Here is a 16,996-nt window from a genome sequence, read left to right as displayed (position 1 = left end):
AATTGTACCTCTATAAAAAAGAGCTACGCCCTTCTTCCTCCCATCATTTTGTAAACAAAACAATGGAGTTAGCTTTGCAAAAAATCCTGTCCAATGAAAAACGCCGGCTTTTTTCTAGTCCTTTTGATTCTGATGACTTCTTGCTTTGGGGATATTGACAAGGACATCCAAACAGACCTCCAATTTGAGGGAAATGAGATTTTCAACATCTCTCTTTCTCTCGAAGAATCCCTTATTTTCCCTTTTCATTCCATCGACTATTTCCGTCTTTCGGAGAGCCTTGCGATACCGGGTTGTCCTGATGTCACCATTGACGAAAACAATAAGAAAGTGACCTTGGCCTTTTCGGTGAAGAAAGAATGTGTCAACAGTCTTTATGTGCCAAGATCCGGAAAAATCCATTTACACTATATTTCCAAAACTGTATTGGAATCCATCGTCAAAGTTGAATATGAGGATTATACTGTCAGGGGAATGAAAATCGAAGGAACCAGGGATTTTAAGAAAGTAAACAGTCTGCTCAATCCAAACAGGAGAACAGAATCTTTCCAAGATCTTTTTGTCATAGATGGAAATAACTCCTCTTCCCGAATAAACGGGGATTTTACCCACGAATTGGGAATACAAAATGGAATATTGACAGGTTTTTCAAGTACAGGTGGATTGGAAGGGAGAAATATTGCAGGAAGGCCAATCAAAATGACACAATCAACCGCAAAAAATTATTTTGTAGACTGCATCGAGGATGGGTTCCTGCTACCCACCCAAGGAGCTGAAAACTGGCAAATATTCAGAAACGAAACCCAAGCTACCAACCACAGAATGGTCTATACTTTAGAAAATCAATGTAATTCTATTGCCACCATTACTTTGGAAGATGGCCGTTTGATGGTTTTCAGACTCACCGAATGAGTTTCTTTTTTTGACTTTTAGCCCATGATTACTCCGATAGCAAAATAAAAAGCCTTCAGAATCTCTCCTGAAGGCTTTTTTATAAAATTTCGAAACAAATCAATACCTATAATATTCAGGTTTGAACGGCCCATTTTCGGTTACACCGATGTAAGCTGCCTGATCTGCGGATAAAACATCAAGTTCCACACCCAATTTGGATAAGTGCAAAGCTGCTACTTTTTCGTCAAGATGCTTTGGCAATACATAGACACCCGGCTCATACTGATCTGTATTCATCCAAAGTTCGAGTTGCGCCAAAGTCTGATTGCTGAATGAATTGGACATCACAAAAGAAGGATGACCTGTTGCACAGCCAAGGTTCACCAATCTTCCTTCAGCAAGGATGAGGATCTCTTTTCCTTCCAAAGTGTAAAGATCCACCTGTGGTTTGATGACATCTTTGGTATGACCATAGTTTTTGTTCAACCAAGCCATGTCGATTTCATTGTCAAAGTGGCCGATGTTACAAACAATGGCTTTGTCTTTCATTGAAAGAAAATGTTCTTTCGTAATGATGTCCTTATTGCCTGTAGCAGTGACTACGATATCAGCCTCCTTCACAGCATCTGCCATTTTCTTCACGGCAAAACCGTCCATTGCAGCCTGCAAAGCACATATCGGATCGATTTCAGTGACGATCACCCTTGCTCCGGCACCTTTCAGTGAAGCCGCAGAACCTTTTCCAACATCACCATAACCTGCTACTACAGCGACTTTTCCTGCCATCATGATGTCAGTTGCCCTTCTGATAGCATCTACCAAAGATTCCTTGCAGCCATATTTGTTGTCAAACTTGGACTTGGTAACAGAATCGTTGACATTGATTGCAGGCATGGGAAGGGTACCGTTCTTCATTCTTTCATAAAGCCTGTGGACCCCAGTGGTGGTTTCTTCAGAAAGTCCTTTGATTCCGGCTACCAATTCAGGATAGTTGTCCAATACCATGTTGGTAAGGTCACCACCGTCATCCAGGATCATATTCAATGGTTTTTTATCTTCGCCGAAGAAAATGGTCTGCTCAATGCACCAATCAAATTCCTCAGCAGTCATGCCTTTCCAGGCATAAACAGAAATCCCCGCTGCGGCGATTGCAGCAGCGGCATGGTCCTGGGTCGAAAAAATATTGCAGGAAGACCAAGTAACCTCAGCGCCCAAGGCGGTCAAAGTCTCGATCAAAACCGCTGTCTGAATAGTCATGTGCAGACATCCCGCGATTCTAGCGCCTTTCAAAGGCTGAGAAGGGCCATATTCTTCTCTGATGGCCATCAAGCCGGGCATTTCGGCTTCCGCCAATTTAATTTCTTTTCTTCCCCAAGCTGCAAGGGAAATGTCTTTCACCTTGAACTGGACAAATTTTTCTGATTTGATTTCAGACATAGTATGATTATTTAATGAATTGAATTTCAATTTGAAAATGCAAAGTTAGGGTTTTTTGTGCCCAAAATAAAATTTGCCTGCTACAAGAAAACGACTTCTTTCAGTCCGTAACAGCAAACCATCCCATTCCTTTTTTCAATTGCTAATTTCCCGTACTCGTCGATTCCGGTAATCTTCCCCTCAAATACTCCGCCGTCATCATAGGAAAACCATTCTCCCAACCTGTATAAATTTGCCAGGTAATCTGACTTGATTTTATTTAACTCACCTCTTTTCAAGGACATGTACCTCTTTTCGATTTTTGCAATCAACAACTTGAAAATCTCCCACCTGTCCTGCTGTTGACCTGCGAGCAGCACAAGCGAAGTTACTCTTGGTAATTTGAATTCCGTTTGGTTGATGTTCAAACCTACCCCGACAACTGCATGTTCTATCCCTTTTTGGTTGATGATATTTTCAATCAAAATCCCTCCTAATTTTCCATCAGTCTGATGGACAATGTCATTTGGCCACTTGATTTTCAGATCAGCGGCATAGTCAGAAAGCAACTCAACCACTGCCAAACTGATAATCATATTGAGGAAAAATTGTTCGGAAGGCGCGAGGAAATTAGGTTGGAGCAAAAGTGAGAAGGTGAGATTCTGTCCACTATCAGATTGCCATGTACTGCCTCTCTGTCCCCTTCCCTTGGTTTGGTGGTCAGTAATGACGATACTGCCCTCCGCTATTTCCCGCCTGCGTAATCTTTCAAGGGCTTCATCATTGGTTGAGTGACACTCTGTCAGGTAAATCACATCTTTACCAAGAAATACGGTATTGGCAAGGATTTTATACATCTCAAATTAGCTAATTTGGAAAGCAATGAAGAAATTTGTTGGCTCTTCACCTTTAGAAAATTTTATTTGCAAAATTACTTTAAATAAATGATGACAGCAGAAGCGCTGAGCAAAATAATCGTAAAGGGAATGCAGGAAAAAAAGGCTTCCAATATTGTAGTGATGGATTTAAGAGGTGTAAAGAATGCTTTCACTGATTTTTTTGTTGTCTGCTCAGGGAACTCTGATACACAAATCGAAGCAATTTCCGACTCAGTGGAAGAAGTCACCCAAAATTTCAAAGAAAAACCTTGGAGGAATGAGGGAAGACAAAATAAACAGTGGATATTGATGGATTATGTCAATGTAGTGGCTCATATATTTCTCAAAGAACAAAGAGAATTCTACGGTCTGGAAGAATTGTGGGGAGATGCCAAAGTCAAAAGAATAGATTCTTGAGAGTAGTTTGAACCTTAAGTATCTAAAATCGTTTTACAAAAAGTTTGAAACAAAAAATAATGGCTGATATCAAGAAGAGTAAAAATTTCATGCCCAAGGCACCTGACAAGCCTAATTTTCAGCTTTGGCTGATTGTTACTGCTGTGATTGTGCTTGTAGGGATCACCTGGTTCAACCAGAGAAATACAGTAATCAACATTACAAAAAGCCGGTTTGAAGACATCTATCTAGCCAGTGACGTGGCCAAGGTTATGATCATCAGAAACCAAAACAGGATCGATGTGACCCTGAAGGAAACCGCGCTTCAAAATGAAAAATACAAAAGCGAGCTTGAGGCAAATAGCCCGTTCTTTAATCCCACAGGTCCTCATTATTCAATAGAAGTGGCCAGTGCGGAAAAATTCGAAAAGGATTTTGAAGAATTGGAAAGCAAGGTGCCTGAAGCACAACGCATAGGATACAGTGTAAAAAATGAAGAAAGCTGGTCCAACTGGTTCGGTAGCTTTGGCTTCTTGATCATTCTTTTTGTGTTCTTCTGGATCATGATGAGAAGGATGTCAGGACCAAGTGGTCCGGGCGGACAGATATTCAATGTGGGGAAATCAAAAGCCCAACTTTTCGATGCTGAAAACAAAGTCAAAATCACTTTTGACAACGTGGCAGGATTGGATGAAGCAAAAGAAGAAATTCAGGAAATTGTAGAATTCCTTAAAAACCCGGGAAAATTTACCAAACTAGGCGGTAAAATCCCAAAAGGTGCATTGCTGGTAGGACCTCCGGGAACAGGTAAAACTTTGTTGGCCAAAGCCGTAGCCGGTGAGGCAGGTGTGCCATTCTTTACCCTGTCAGGTTCTGACTTTGTGGAGATGTTTGTCGGTGTAGGTGCAGCAAGGGTAAGGGATTTGTTTAAGCAAGCCAAAGAAAAAGCACCTTGTATCATCTTCATTGATGAAATAGACGCCATCGGTAGATCGAGAGGAAAAGGCCAAATGCCGGGGTCCAATGACGAAAGAGAAAATACGCTAAACTCACTCCTTGTTGAAATGGATGGTTTTGGTACTGACTCGGGCGTAATCGTCCTAGCTGCGACCAACAGACCTGACGTGTTGGACAGTGCACTATTGAGACCTGGAAGATTTGACAGACAGATCAGTATAGACAAGCCGGATATTGTGGGAAGGGAAGCTATTTTCAAAGTTCACCTTGCCCCTATCAAAACCGGTGATGACATCGATCCTAAAAAACTTGCCGCCCAAACACCGGGTTTTGCAGGTGCTGAAATCGCAAACGTATGTAATGAAGCCGCTCTAATCGCAGCGAGAAGAAGCAAGACAGCGGTAGATATGCAGGACTTCCAAGATGCCATTGACAGAGTCATCGGTGGTCTTGAAAAGAAAAATAAAATTATTTCTCCTGAGGAAAAGAAAATTGTTGCCTACCATGAAGCCGGTCACGCTGTGGCTGGATGGTTTTTGGAACATGCAGATCCATTGGTCAAAGTAAGTATTGTACCCCGGGGAATCGCGGCATTGGGTTATGCCCAATACCTTCCAAAAGAGCAGTTCCTTTATCAGACTGAGCAATTGATAGATGAAATGTGTATGACCCTCGGTGGCAGGGCAGCGGAAGAAATCATCTTCAGCAAAATCTCCACAGGAGCCTTGAGCGACTTGGAGAGGGTTACCAAAATGGCTTATTCTATGGTATCTGTGTATGGCATGAATGACAAGATTGGTAACGTTTCGTTCTATGACAGCAAATCCGCTGATTACAGAATGACCAAGCCGTATTCAGAAACCACCGCCGAAACCATCGATGAGGAAGTTAGGAAGTTGGTGGCTTCAGCCTATGAGCGTACCAAAACGTTGCTTCGTGGCAAAAAAGAGGAACTTGAAACATTGGCCAAAGAGTTACTTGAAAAAGAAATTCTCTTCCAATCTGATTTGGAAAACCTGATCGGAAAAAGGCCATTTGCAAAGGAAACTACCTATGAGGCTTATACCAAAAAGGTAGATAAAAAGGATCCTGCTGCACCAAAGGTGGAGGAAAACGGAAATGGCAAAGCAGAACATACCGAAGAAAAAGAGCCTGTCAAAGTGAAAGAAACAGAGGATTAATCTTCATTAAATCTTATTTAAAAGCCTCCAATTTGGAGGCTTTTTTATTTTCCTGTTACCTTTACCGCATTCTTACAATCACATGAATCTTAGACTTCAAGAAAAAAAGATTTTTTTTGCATCTGATTTCCATTTGGGTGCACCTGATGAAAAAAGCAGCCGTGACCGGGAAAAAAAAATTGTCAGTTGGCTCAATGAAATCCAAGATGACGCAGCGGCAATATTTTTGGTTGGTGATATTTTTGATTTTTGGTTTGAATATGATCAGGTGATCCCAAAAGGCTTCATCAGATTTTTGGGTAAAATCGCCGATCTCAGAGAAAAAAACATTCCTATCTTCTTTTTTACCGGGAACCATGATCTTTGGATGAAGGACTACTTTACCAAAGAACTCGGTATTCCGGTTTTCCAGCATCCCATAGAAGTAACTGTTGAAAAGTATAAATTTCTAGTTGGTCACGGGGATGGGCTTGGACCGGGTGACAACTCTTACAAAGTGCTTAAGAAGATTTTTACCAATCCTGTCTGTCAGTGGGCATTCAAATGGCTTCATCCTGATATTGGGATGCGCATTGCCAATAAATGGTCAAGCAACAGCAGAATCACCAACATTGCCAAAAACGAAAATGACTTCAAAGGAGACGACGAATGGCTTTGGGCCTATTGCAAACAGGTGGAGCAAAGCAAGCATTTTGACTACTATGTATTCGGACACAGGCACTTGCCTTTGAATTTGCCTGTAGGTAACAAGGCCCGATACTATAACTTGGGCGAATGGGTAACCCATTTCACTTATGGTGTATTTGACGGAAAAGAATTTGAAATCAAAAAGTACGGCGTTTGAAACTTAGGCTGCTCATATTATCCCTCCTTTTGCTTCTTGGGCAAAATTCCTTTTCTCAGGAGAAGGATTGGGGAGATTATAAAGAAATCAACTTTCCAAGGATAGATAAAGTATCCATGGACAATCAAGGATTCATTTTTTTGACTGATCCGGAAGGGAATCTGTACCAATACAGCAAATCAGGAAATGTCATCAATAATTTTTCTCCACACAGGCAAGGCCGCGTAAGTCAATTGGAAGCGGCTTGGACTATCAATATTTTTACTTTTTCCTCTGACCTGCAGGAATACAGGATTTTGGACAGGTTTATCAATCCTGTGGCAGAAAACAGAATTCCTTTAAACCTGATTATCCTTGCCAAAGTTGCCACCATCGGAAACAACAATATCATTTGGGTATTTGATGAGGCCGACCTTTCCCTGAAGCAATTTGATTATATGAGAAATGAAGTGGTCCAACATCAGCCTTTAAACCTGATCCTTGACCGGTCTTCTCTGGAAATAACTGACATAAGGGAATATCAAAACCTGTTGTTCTTAAATATCAAAAACGAGGGGATTTTTATCCTTGACAATCAGGGGAATCTGATTAAAAAACTAAAAGCCTATCCGGCGAAAAATTTTGGCTTTTGGAAAAACACCATCAACTTCATTGAAAAAGAAGAAATCACCTCTTTGGACTTTCAATCGGAAAAACAAGAAACTTTCCCGTTACCGGATGATTTCAAAGCATTTGGGATTTTTGTAAACCAGCAATTGGTATTACTTTTTGATTCAAGCAAAATCCGGATTTATCAAAAACAAAATACGCCACTCAAAGGAAAATAAAAAAAGGAAAGCATAAGACCAGAATCTTACGCTTTCCCTTTATATGAATTTAACCAGGAATTAACCGATTTCTACCAAAGTAATATCAAAAATAAGGTCCTCACCTGCAAGTGGATGGTTGGCATCCAATACGATTTTTTCCTCATCTACGTGGACCACTTTCACGGGAACGGGCTGACCCGCCTGATTCTGAAGGGAAAGTTCCATCCCGATTTCAGGCTTGATATCTGCAGGAACCTGATCCATAGGGATATCGATCATCATGTCCTCTCTTTTTTCGCCATATGCCTCAATAGAAGGAATGGTGACAATTTTCATCTCTCCGATGGCCATTCCGTATACGGCGGCATCAAATCCTTTGATCATATTTCCATCTCCGAGTACAAAACCCAAAGGCTCTCTGTTGGATGAAGAATCGAATACGGTTCCGTCTGTAAGTCTTCCAGTGTAATGTACTTTTACAGCGTTTCCTTTGGTTGCAACTGACATAATTATATCGTTTTTTTTAGAATCGTCAAAGGTAAGACTTTTTGTAAGGGATCAAAAACCAAATTGGGTAAGAGGCGGACAGTGTCCGATATTGTGATACATGTGTTCACATTTGGACATAAAGTCTCTATATTTACTGTCCTGAGTCATGGGAATGGTGGTTTTGATTGATGGCATCATTTTCTCATTAAAGTTTTTAAGAAATAATCCAAACAACATGGAAAACCAACCACTAGGAAAAATCCTGATCATAGATGACAATGAAGATTTGCTCTTTGCAGCGAAAATGTTTCTTAAAAAACATGCAAAGGAAGTGACCATTGAAAAAGATCCGCGACGTATCCCCTTTTTGGTCAATAACAATTCCTTTGATGTAATCCTGTTGGATATGAACTTCACGGATGATACCACTTCAGGCAAAGAGGGATTTCATTGGCTCAAGCAGATCAAAGAAATCGATCCAAAAGCTGTCGTGATTTTAATTACGGCATTTGGTGATGTGGAGATGGCAGTAAAAGCGCTCAAAGAAGGGGCTACGGATTTTATCCTAAAACCTTGGCAGAATGAAAAACTCCTTGCCACTCTGACTGCAGCATCCCGGTTAAAGGAAAGTTACAATCAGGTCGAAAAACTTTCCACCAAACAAAAACAGCTTCAGTCCGAACTCAAAAAGCCTTATTCAGATATCATCGGAGCAAGTGCCTCGATGAAAAATATATTCTCTATCATTGACAAAGTAGCGCAGACAGATGCCAATATTTTGATCTTGGGAGAAAACGGCACAGGAAAGGAATTGATCGCGAGGGCAATCCACGACAGGTCCAACAGGAAGGACGAGATTTTTGTGGGGGTGGACATGGGATCGATTACGGAAACACTTTTTGAAAGTGAGCTTTTTGGACATAAACGAGGAGCTTTTACAGACGCCAAAGACGATAGGGCAGGCAGGTTTGAAATCGCAGACAACGGAACACTTTTCTTGGATGAAATCGGAAACCTCAGCATGCCCCTGCAATCAAAACTTTTGACAGTATTGCAGCGAAGAGAGGTGACGAGGATTGGTTCCAATAAGGCCGTACCCATTGATATCAGACTGATTTGCGCTACCAATATGCCGGTACATGAGATGGTGATGGACAATACTTTCCGGCAGGATTTATTGTACAGGATCAATACCGTAGAGATTTTCCTTCCGCCACTCCGTGAAAGACAGGATGATATCCCTACCCTTGCCAACCATTTCCTGAAATCCTATTCGCACAAATACCGCAAAGACTTCAAGGGTTTTACACCCGCAGGTCTTCAGCTATTGCAGAAATACAATTGGCCGGGAAATATCCGTGAGCTACAGCATGCCATCGAAAGGGCCATCATCATGGCAGAGGGAGATATGCTGGACAGCAGGGATTTCTTTTTTCTCTCTGCCAAACCCACCAATGAAAAAATTGCCGCCACGGCTACTTATAACCTTGACGAAATGGAAAAAAGCACCATTCAGAGAGCCATTGACAAAAACGGTGGCAATATCTCCAAAGCCGCAAAAGAGCTTGGGCTTACCCGGGCTTCTTTGTACAGAAGATTAGAAAAATATGGATTATAAAGTCGGTCTGCTTGGGAGAATTATCCTCTTGGCGGTTTCTTTGTTTTTGCTTTCCTACTTCATCCTCAATGGAGCCGGAGTTTTTGCCATTTCCCTTTTTATAATTTTGGTTTTGGCCCAAATTATTTTCCTGTTGGGGTATGCCGAAAGTTCCTTCAAAAAAGTCCGTCAGTTTCTCAACAACATCAAACAGGACAACTATTCCAATGTCTATCCTGTCAAGTTTGACGGGACAGACACCGATGACCTACACATAGAATTCAACGCCATCCTCGCCAAACTGAAGGAAGACCAAGCAGAGAAAGAAGCCAACTACCAATATTTCCGCTCCGTCTTTCAGCACCTTAGTATAGGATTGATCACTTTTGATGAGGAGGGAAAAGTCCAGATTGTCAACACTGCTGCCAAAAGAATGCTCAGCATACAGCAATTGGGGAACATCGCTGAGGTTGAAAAAATCAACAAAGAACTCCATATCGCCATCCATACTTTAAGGACGGGAGGAAGCGAGCTGATCAAAATCGCCCATCCTGATGGGATCATGCAGTTGTCAGTATATGTGATCGAGCTTGTCCTGAGGGATGTTAAATTCAAATTGGTATCCCTGCAGAATATCCAAAGTGAACTCGAAGAAAAGGAAATGGAAGCTTGGCAAAACCTCGTCCGCGTCCTGACCCATGAAATCATGAACAGCATCGCTCCGATTTCTTCCTTGGCCTCCACAGTAAAAGGGGACATAGAATCCAAAATCGACGCCAACGCCCCTATTGAAGCAAGCGACTTGGAGGATTACCTGATGGCCATCTCCACGATCGAAAAGCGAAGTGAAGGCATGATCAATTTTGTCAGTGATTTCAGAAGTCTTGCCCATATCCCGACACCAAAATTTCAGGCTATTCGCTTGAAACTTCTTTTTGACCAGTTGGAAGTGTTGCTTCAAAACCAATTCGATGCCAACCAAATCCAATTCATTAAGCGTGTGGAACCACAGGATTTGATTCTGTTCGGAGATCAGACATTGATCGAACAGGTGCTGATCAACCTGATACAAAATGCCATTCAGGCTGTGGAAGATACAGTGACCAGGATAGTGAGTCTGAAGGCCTTCATCGATGAATCCGGAAAAATCATCATTGAAATCAGTGACAGCGGAAAAGGGATCGAAGAAGAAGCTTTGGGAAAAATTTTCATTCCATTTTTTACCACAAAAAAGAAAGGCTCAGGTATCGGTCTGAGCCTTTCAAAGCAGATTATGCGCAGGCATAAAGGCAATATCCAAGTCAAGTCCAAGCTTGGGGAAGGGTCTACTTTTAAGCTGATTTTTAATGCATGATGAAATCAATTTTTAAATTTTTATCACTTTCATTAGGGATTTTAACCTCCAATTAACTTTGCTTTTACATTCAAAGCGCTTATAGTCAAAATCATATCATTTTCATAACATCCTTTTCACACCTAGTTTATAAGCGGTTTTTAGATTTGGGAAAAACAAATCCATTTGAAAACCAATTTTAAAACTATCGTCATCTCGGATGTGCATCTCGGCACTAAGGGATCTAAGGCCAAGGAGGTGGCACGGTTTCTCAAGCAATATACTTGTGAAAACCTCATCCTCAACGGAGACATTATCGACGGCTGGCAGCTCAGAAAGTCCGGCTCATGGAAAAGAAAACATACGCGTTTTTTTAACAGAATGCTCAAAATGATGGAAGAAGACCATACCAAGGTCTATTACCTGAGAGGCAATCATGATGATTTTTTGGACCAAATCCTTCCTCTTCAGATTGGAAATCTTTCGATTCAGGCGGACATGATTTATGAAAGCTGCGGAAAGAAATATTTTATCACGCACGGGGATATTTTTGACAGTGTCACGACCAACCTGCGGTGGATTGCCTATCTCGGAGATGTGGGCTACACTTTCCTTCTTTGGCTCAACAGGCTGGTCAATTACCACAGGAGAAAAAGAGGAATGCCTTACTTTTCTTTAAGTCAATATATCAAGGGAAAGGTCAAAACTGCCGTGGCCTACGTCGATCAATATGAAGAAGAGTTGGCAAAAATGGCCAAATCCAAAGGTTGTGACGGGATCATCTGCGGCCATATCCACAAAGCCGAAAACAGAACCATCGATGGCATCACCTACCTCAATTCCGGGGATTGGGTGGAGACCATGAGTGCATTGGCAGAGGACCACGATGGCAATTGGCAGTTGATTTTCTACAATGAGATTGATTTCAAAGTTAAAACAGAACCATCATTGCCTGTGATGGAAGTAATCCCAGAATTGAAATTCGTGGCCTTCAATAAGTTTGAAAATGACCTCAAGATTCCCAATTTCTTCTAAATTGAAATTCTTATTCATCATCCAAGGGGAAGGCCGCGGCCATATGACGCAGGCGATTTCCATGACGCAGATTCTGAGTGAAATGGGCCATGAGGTCTGCGCAGTCTGTATTGGGAAAAGTAATAGGAGAGCAATCCCAGAATTTGTTTCAAGGAATATCCATGCTCCGCTCTATCTTTTTGACAGCCCAAACTTCGTGACAGACAAATCACAAAAGTCTATCCATCTAGGAAAAACCATTTGGAGAAACCTGTTAAAATTTAGGACTTTTAAAAATAGCCTTGAGCAAATTGACCAATTGGTAAAAAAACACCAACCGGATGTCATTTTGAATTTCTATGATATCCTTGGCGGAGTATACAATGCGCTTTACAGACCTGATTGTCAGTTTTGGGTGATCGGTCACCAATATCTGATCCATCATCCCGAGTTCCCGTTTGCCCCGGGACAGCCACTCCAAAAACTGCTTTTCAAGATCAATACCCATATCACTTCACTCGGTGCGGATTTGCTTTTGGCACTTTCATTCAGACCTATGCCGGCACATCAAATCCACAATCTCCATGTGCTACCACCTTTATTGAGAAAAGAGGTCAGAAATCTAAACCCCACCCAAGGCGACTTTTTCCTGGCCTATATGGTCAATCCCGGGTATGCAGAGGAAGTGATTTCAGAAGCCAAAAACAATCCTGAAATCCAAATTGAAGCCTTTTGGGATAAGAAAGACGAACCGATTTCCCAAAAGCCCTTGCCCAATCTGACCATTCACATGGTGGATGACAAATTGTTTTTGGAAAAAATGGCAACCTGCAAAGGATTATTGTCCACAGCAGGATTTGAGTCAGTGTGCGAAGCTATGTATTTGGGAAAGCAAGTCTTGATGGTTCCTGTCAAAGGCCAATATGAACAGGCCTGCAATGCCATTGATGCCCAAATATCTGGAGCGGGGTTGATTGGTGAAAAATTTGATTTCAAAAAATTGGATGCCTATCTAAAAGCAGTAACTCCTTCGACGACCACGGACAAAGAATGGATAGATAGTTTTCAATTTATTTTTCATGATTTCCTGAGACATTCTCTACAAAATAAGAAAGAGGTTTTCTTGATTGATTTCACAGAGGAAATTCCTGCCCTTTAACTTCCTGCAAAAACTCTGTTGTCCTGGAATGGAGGTGAATTTTTCATTGCCTGATTTTTTTTTGACCAACAAAGAAAATTGACCCTATTTAATTCCTTGAAAAAGTTTGATTTAAAACGATTGCGGTAAAAAAACTTCCAGAAATAGTCCTTCATAATCGGTTTTCCTGAACCAAGAAACCCAAAAATTGGTAAATTCGGTTCTGGCAATTTGGAAATCGCATCAATGAATATAGAAAAATTAAGGCTTGAGGAAGACCGGGAAGGCAAAAAGAAGTGGAAAAAATGGGGACCATATCTTACTGAAAGGCAGTGGGGCACAGTGAGGGAAGATTACAGTCCCAATGGTGCCGCCTGGGACAACGTTACCCACGATGAAGCCCGGAGCAAAGCCTACCGATGGGGAGAAGAAGGAATTGGTGGTATTTCGGACAACAAACAGAATCTTTGTATCGCATGGGCTTTTTGGAACGGGAAAGATCCAATCATTAAAGAGCGCCTATTTGGTCTTACCGGACCGCAGGGAAACCACGGTGAGGATGTAAAGGAACTCTATTATTACCTGGATTCCACCCCTACGCACAGCTACATGAAAATGCTGTACAAGTATCCCCAAAATGAATTCCCCTATTCCCATATTAAGGAAGAAAACAAAAAAAGAACAAAAACTGACCCTGAATTTGAACTGATCGATACAGGGATTTTTGATAATGATGCCTATTTTGATATTTTTCTAGAATATGCCAAAAGGGATCCTGAGGATATTTCAGGGTTTGCTACGATCCATAACAGAGGCAAAGAAGATGCTGAAATATGGGTAATGCCCACCTTTTGGTTTAGAAAAACTTGGCACACCGGACATGAACCTTTTATGCCCAAGCTTTCCAAAACAGAGGAAAATGGCATTAAGGCATTTTCACCCAACAATGGAAACTATTTTATAAGCTTTGAGGGAAATCCTGAAATCAAGTTTTGTGACAACGAGACCAACCGGGAGCGGCTGTACCACATTCCCAACGATAAAAAGTACCTGAAAGACGCCATCAACGATTATGTGGTGCACAGGTATTCGCAATATTTGAACCCCTCAAATTACGGAACCAAGGCCGCCGCAATATATAAAATGACCATCCCGGCAGGCGGTTCAAGCGTGGTGAAGTTTAGGATGATGCACCAAAAATCAACCGCGGCAACTGAACTTTGTGACGAAATCCTGAAAGAGAGAAAAAATGATGCCGATGAATTCTATGCAGATATACAGCATCGGGTAAAGGATGAGGACATGAGGTCCATACAGCGGCAGGCTTATGCAGGCATGATGTGGGGCAAGCAGTTTTACTATTACAATGTAGAACGATGGCTGGAAGGAGATGCAGGCCGGTACGTCCCGCCAAAAGAGAGAAAAAAGGGCCGAAACAGTGACTGGAGGCATTTATACAATCAGGACATCATATCCATGCCGGACAAGTGGGAATATCCATGGTATGCCGTGTGGGATTCTGCTTTTCACTGTATCCCGCTTTCGAGGATCGATCCGGATTTTGCCAAAGATCAGCTCTTGTTGTTTTTGAATGAATCCTACATGCATCCCAATGGACAGATTCCTGCGTACGAGTGGAATTTCAGCGATGTCAATCCGCCCGTCCATGCCTATGCAGTCCAAAGGGTCTATCAAATCGATAAAAAGATGATGGGAGGCAAAGGAGATCAGGAGTTTTTGGAAAGGGCATTCCACAAATTAATGATCAACTTTACCTGGTGGGTCAATCAAAAAGACAGTGATGGTAAAAATATTTTCGAAGGAGGATTTCTAGGGCTTGATAATATCTCCGTTATCGACAGGTCGCATGCCCACCATTACAAAGGGAAATTGGAACAGGCGGATGCGACCTCTTGGATGGCGATGTTTTCGTTGAACATGATGCGGATTTCACTTGATCTCTGCGAATTCAACAAGACCTACCAATTCACCGCCATGAAGTTTCTGGAGCACTTTCTCCATATCGCAGGTGCGATGAACAACATTTCGGAGGAAAATATCAGTCTTTGGAATGAAGAGGAAAATTTCTTCTTTGACATTTTCCACCTCCCCGGCAAAGAGCCGAAAGTCATGAAGCTCAAATCAATCGTTGGTATCATTCCCTTGTTTGCGGTGGAATCTATCCGGGTCGACATGTTTGACAGTTTGCCGGAATTCAAAGAAAGGCTTGACTTTTTCCTCAAGGAAAAACCAAAACTCGCAGCTTTGGTATCTAGTTGGATCCAACCTGGTTTTGAAAAAAGAAGGCTATTTGCCTTGCTTAGGGGGCACAGGATGAAAAGTATTCTGAACAAAATGCTCGATCCACAGGAGTTTTTGAGTGATTATGGCGTACGTTCATTATCTAAGTTTCATCTCAAAAAACCATACAGTGTAAGGTTAAACGGAGACCAACTGACGGTCAGGTACACACCCGGAGAATCCGATTCCTTGATGTTTGGAGGCAATTCCAACTGGAGAGGACCGATCTGGTTTCCGATCAACCACCTTATTATTGAGTCCCTGCGCAAGTTCGACTATTACTATGGGGGCGAATTTTCCATCGAATACCCTACAGGCTCGGGAAATTATATGACAATGGACCTAATCGCCAAGGAACTATCCCTTCGGTGCATCAAAATTTTCCTGAAAGACAAAGATGGAAACCGACCCGTCTATGGACATTACAAAAAGATGCAGGAGGATCCCCATTTCAAAGACCATATCCTATTCTATGAATATTTTCACGGAGACAATGGCCGGGGAATCGGTGCTTCCCATCAGACCGGATGGACAGGCCTAGTGGCAGAAATGATTTATAAATATTATAAACCGGCAACAAAAACCCCAGAAGATGTTGATTCCATTTTTAGAATCTGACAGATTAGAGGCCGGATGTGACGAAGTGGGCCGGGGTTGTCTCTGTGGACCTGTAGTAGCCGCCGCAGTGATATTGCCTCCGGATTTTGCAAATGAGCTAGTCAATGATTCAAAAAAACTGACAAAATCCAACCGCCAAAATCTTGTTTCTGAGATAAAATCATCAGCCATTTCCTGGGCTATTGCCGAGGCAAGCGTGGAGGAAATTGACCGGATCAATATCCTACATGCTTCTTTTTTGGCCATGAGCCGGGCGGTGCAGATGTTGGATACCAAGCCCCAACATTTATTGATTGATGGCAACAGGTTTAAATCCCACCTTGAAATACCATTCACCTGTATCATCCAAGGAGACGGCAAATTTGCAAGCATTGCGGCCGCTTCAATCCTTGCCAAGGTCTACCGCGATGAAATGATGGAGCGGTATGCTGATGAATACCCGGGATATGGCTGGGAAAAAAATGCAGGATATCCCACAGTAATCCACCGTGAAGGGATTATCAGATTAGGATTGACACCTCTTCATAGAAGGTCTTTCAGGCATTTACCGGATCAATTGACTTTGGATATTTAGAACCTCATCAACATGTATCCCTGAGGAACGTAGGTTGTAAGGGTAGTCAACATCGATAAGGCTATTTCTGTCCCTTCCCACATATCGGTTGTCTTCATATTTCTCGCAATCAATGATTGCCCACAGACATAAAATTCCACCCCCGCTTCTTTCAATGCCTCAAAAACAGGCAAATTGGGATTTTTTACACCATTTCTTTTTTGGTATTCCTCGTCGTTTAGCATGCTGAAGATCGCTCCTCCATGGACAGCCACCTTGACTTTAATATTTTCCTTTGGGACACCTGCAATTCCGTGAAGGTTGACCATACGGGCGATATTGTCCACCATCCTGTTGATTTGCTTTGGATCGTCAGCAGCTGAAACAAGGTCAATAATGATTTTATATTCCGCCTTGGGATCGGGTCTTTCTGTCGCTTCAGGGATTTCATATATTCCACCAAAACCTTTTACAATCGGAAATTGTGGTGTTTGGCAATATGCAGAAATTGACAATGCTACCAGGAAAAGGGTGGCTAGGAACGTTTTTGCAGCTCGGAACATAATTTTGGAATGGTT

15 protein-coding genes are annotated in these 16,996 nt (G+C 42.0%); 11 read left to right on the top strand and 4 right to left on the bottom strand.

Annotated features, from left to right (window positions below; translation table 11 throughout):
- The first annotated feature begins 93 nt into the window (after positions 1 to 93).
- Positions 94 to 912: a hypothetical protein gene (locus tag DQW11_RS19860; RefSeq protein WP_113925866.1), complete on the top strand. Its 819-nt coding sequence runs from the start codon at positions 94 to 96 to the stop codon at positions 910 to 912.
- A 99-nt stretch (positions 913 to 1,011) separates the two neighbouring features.
- Here DQW11_RS19860 and ahcY read toward each other — a convergent pair whose 3' ends face one another.
- Together ahcY and DQW11_RS19850 are read right to left on the bottom strand one after the other, a co-directional pair.
- On the bottom strand, positions 1,012 to 2,331 hold the full coding sequence (gene ahcY, locus DQW11_RS19855; protein ID WP_113925865.1) for an adenosylhomocysteinase: 1,320 nt from the start codon (positions 2,329 to 2,331) through the stop codon (positions 1,012 to 1,014).
- Positions 2,332 to 2,411: 80 nt separating this feature from the next.
- Entirely contained in the window at positions 2,412 to 3,167 is a 756-nt protein-coding gene (locus tag DQW11_RS19850) for a biotin--[acetyl-CoA-carboxylase] ligase (RefSeq protein WP_113925864.1), read from the bottom strand.
- 90 nt (positions 3,168 to 3,257) lie between these two features.
- Between DQW11_RS19850 and rsfS the strand changes: the two genes are divergently transcribed.
- From rsfS to DQW11_RS19830, 4 genes are all read left to right on the top strand, one after another.
- Positions 3,258 to 3,605, top strand: a complete 348-nt coding sequence (gene rsfS, locus DQW11_RS19845) for a ribosome silencing factor (protein WP_113925989.1) — start codon at positions 3,258 to 3,260, stop codon at positions 3,603 to 3,605.
- A 59-nt stretch (positions 3,606 to 3,664) separates the two neighbouring features.
- The gene (gene ftsH / locus DQW11_RS19840) at positions 3,665 to 5,722 is read left to right on the top strand and encodes an ATP-dependent zinc metalloprotease FtsH (RefSeq protein ID WP_113925863.1); all 2,058 of its coding nucleotides are present in this window, start codon (positions 3,665 to 3,667) and stop codon (positions 5,720 to 5,722) included.
- Between the two features lie 82 nt (positions 5,723 to 5,804).
- Positions 5,805 to 6,566, top strand: coding sequence for a UDP-2,3-diacylglucosamine diphosphatase (locus tag DQW11_RS19835; RefSeq protein ID WP_113925862.1), 762 nt, complete (start codon positions 5,805 to 5,807; stop codon positions 6,564 to 6,566).
- Positions 6,563 to 7,393, top strand: a complete 831-nt coding sequence (locus DQW11_RS19830; protein ID WP_113925861.1) for a hypothetical protein — start codon at positions 6,563 to 6,565, stop codon at positions 7,391 to 7,393. Before DQW11_RS19835 ends, DQW11_RS19830 begins: the two co-directional genes overlap by 4 nt.
- 60 nt (positions 7,394 to 7,453) lie before the next feature.
- Here the strand turns inward: DQW11_RS19830 and DQW11_RS19825 are convergent, their stop codons facing one another.
- Positions 7,454 to 7,882, bottom strand: coding sequence for an FKBP-type peptidyl-prolyl cis-trans isomerase (locus DQW11_RS19825; protein WP_113925860.1), 429 nt, complete (start codon positions 7,880 to 7,882; stop codon positions 7,454 to 7,456).
- A gap of 217 nt (positions 7,883 to 8,099) precedes the next feature.
- Between DQW11_RS19825 and DQW11_RS19820 the strand changes: the two genes are divergently transcribed.
- The 6 genes from DQW11_RS19820 (at position 8,100) to DQW11_RS19795 (ending at position 16,439) form a co-directional block, all read left to right on the top strand.
- Positions 8,100 to 9,482, top strand: coding sequence for a sigma-54-dependent transcriptional regulator (locus DQW11_RS19820; RefSeq protein ID WP_113925988.1), 1,383 nt, complete (start codon positions 8,100 to 8,102; stop codon positions 9,480 to 9,482).
- Positions 9,472 to 10,815 carry a sensor histidine kinase gene (locus tag DQW11_RS19815; RefSeq protein WP_113925859.1) on the top strand — a complete coding sequence of 448 codons (1,344 nt, stop codon included), beginning with the start codon at positions 9,472 to 9,474 and terminating at the stop codon, positions 10,813 to 10,815. The genes DQW11_RS19820 and DQW11_RS19815 overlap by 11 nt, the downstream gene beginning before the upstream one ends.
- A gap of 165 nt (positions 10,816 to 10,980) precedes the next feature.
- A complete protein-coding gene (locus DQW11_RS19810; RefSeq protein WP_113925858.1) occupies positions 10,981 to 11,829 on the top strand; it encodes a UDP-2,3-diacylglucosamine diphosphatase in 849 nt (282 codons plus the stop codon).
- Between the two features lies 1 nt (position 11,830).
- A complete protein-coding gene (locus DQW11_RS19805) occupies positions 11,831 to 12,967 on the top strand; it encodes a glycosyltransferase family protein (RefSeq protein ID WP_113925987.1) in 1,137 nt (378 codons plus the stop codon).
- A 225-nt stretch (positions 12,968 to 13,192) separates the two neighbouring features.
- A complete protein-coding gene (locus tag DQW11_RS19800) occupies positions 13,193 to 15,865 on the top strand; it encodes an MGH1-like glycoside hydrolase domain-containing protein (RefSeq protein ID WP_113925857.1) in 2,673 nt (890 codons plus the stop codon).
- Positions 15,840 to 16,439, top strand: a complete 600-nt coding sequence (locus tag DQW11_RS19795; protein WP_113925856.1) for a ribonuclease HII — start codon at positions 15,840 to 15,842, stop codon at positions 16,437 to 16,439. The genes DQW11_RS19800 and DQW11_RS19795 overlap by 26 nt, the downstream gene beginning before the upstream one ends.
- Here DQW11_RS19795 and DQW11_RS19790 read toward each other — a convergent pair.
- Positions 16,436 to 16,981, bottom strand: a complete 546-nt coding sequence (locus tag DQW11_RS19790) for a DsrE family protein (RefSeq protein ID WP_113925855.1) — start codon at positions 16,979 to 16,981, stop codon at positions 16,436 to 16,438. The genes DQW11_RS19795 and DQW11_RS19790 overlap by 4 nt on opposite strands.
- Between the last annotated feature and the right edge of the window lie 15 nt (positions 16,982 to 16,996).

Origin of the sequence: Cognataquiflexum aquatile (assembly GCF_003316845.1) — a bacterium.
Taxonomy (GTDB): Bacteria; Bacteroidota; Bacteroidia; order Cytophagales; family Cyclobacteriaceae; genus Cognataquiflexum; species Cognataquiflexum aquatile.
Note: the sequence above shows the minus strand (reverse complement) of the source record. Positions and strands in the feature narration are given on the sequence as shown.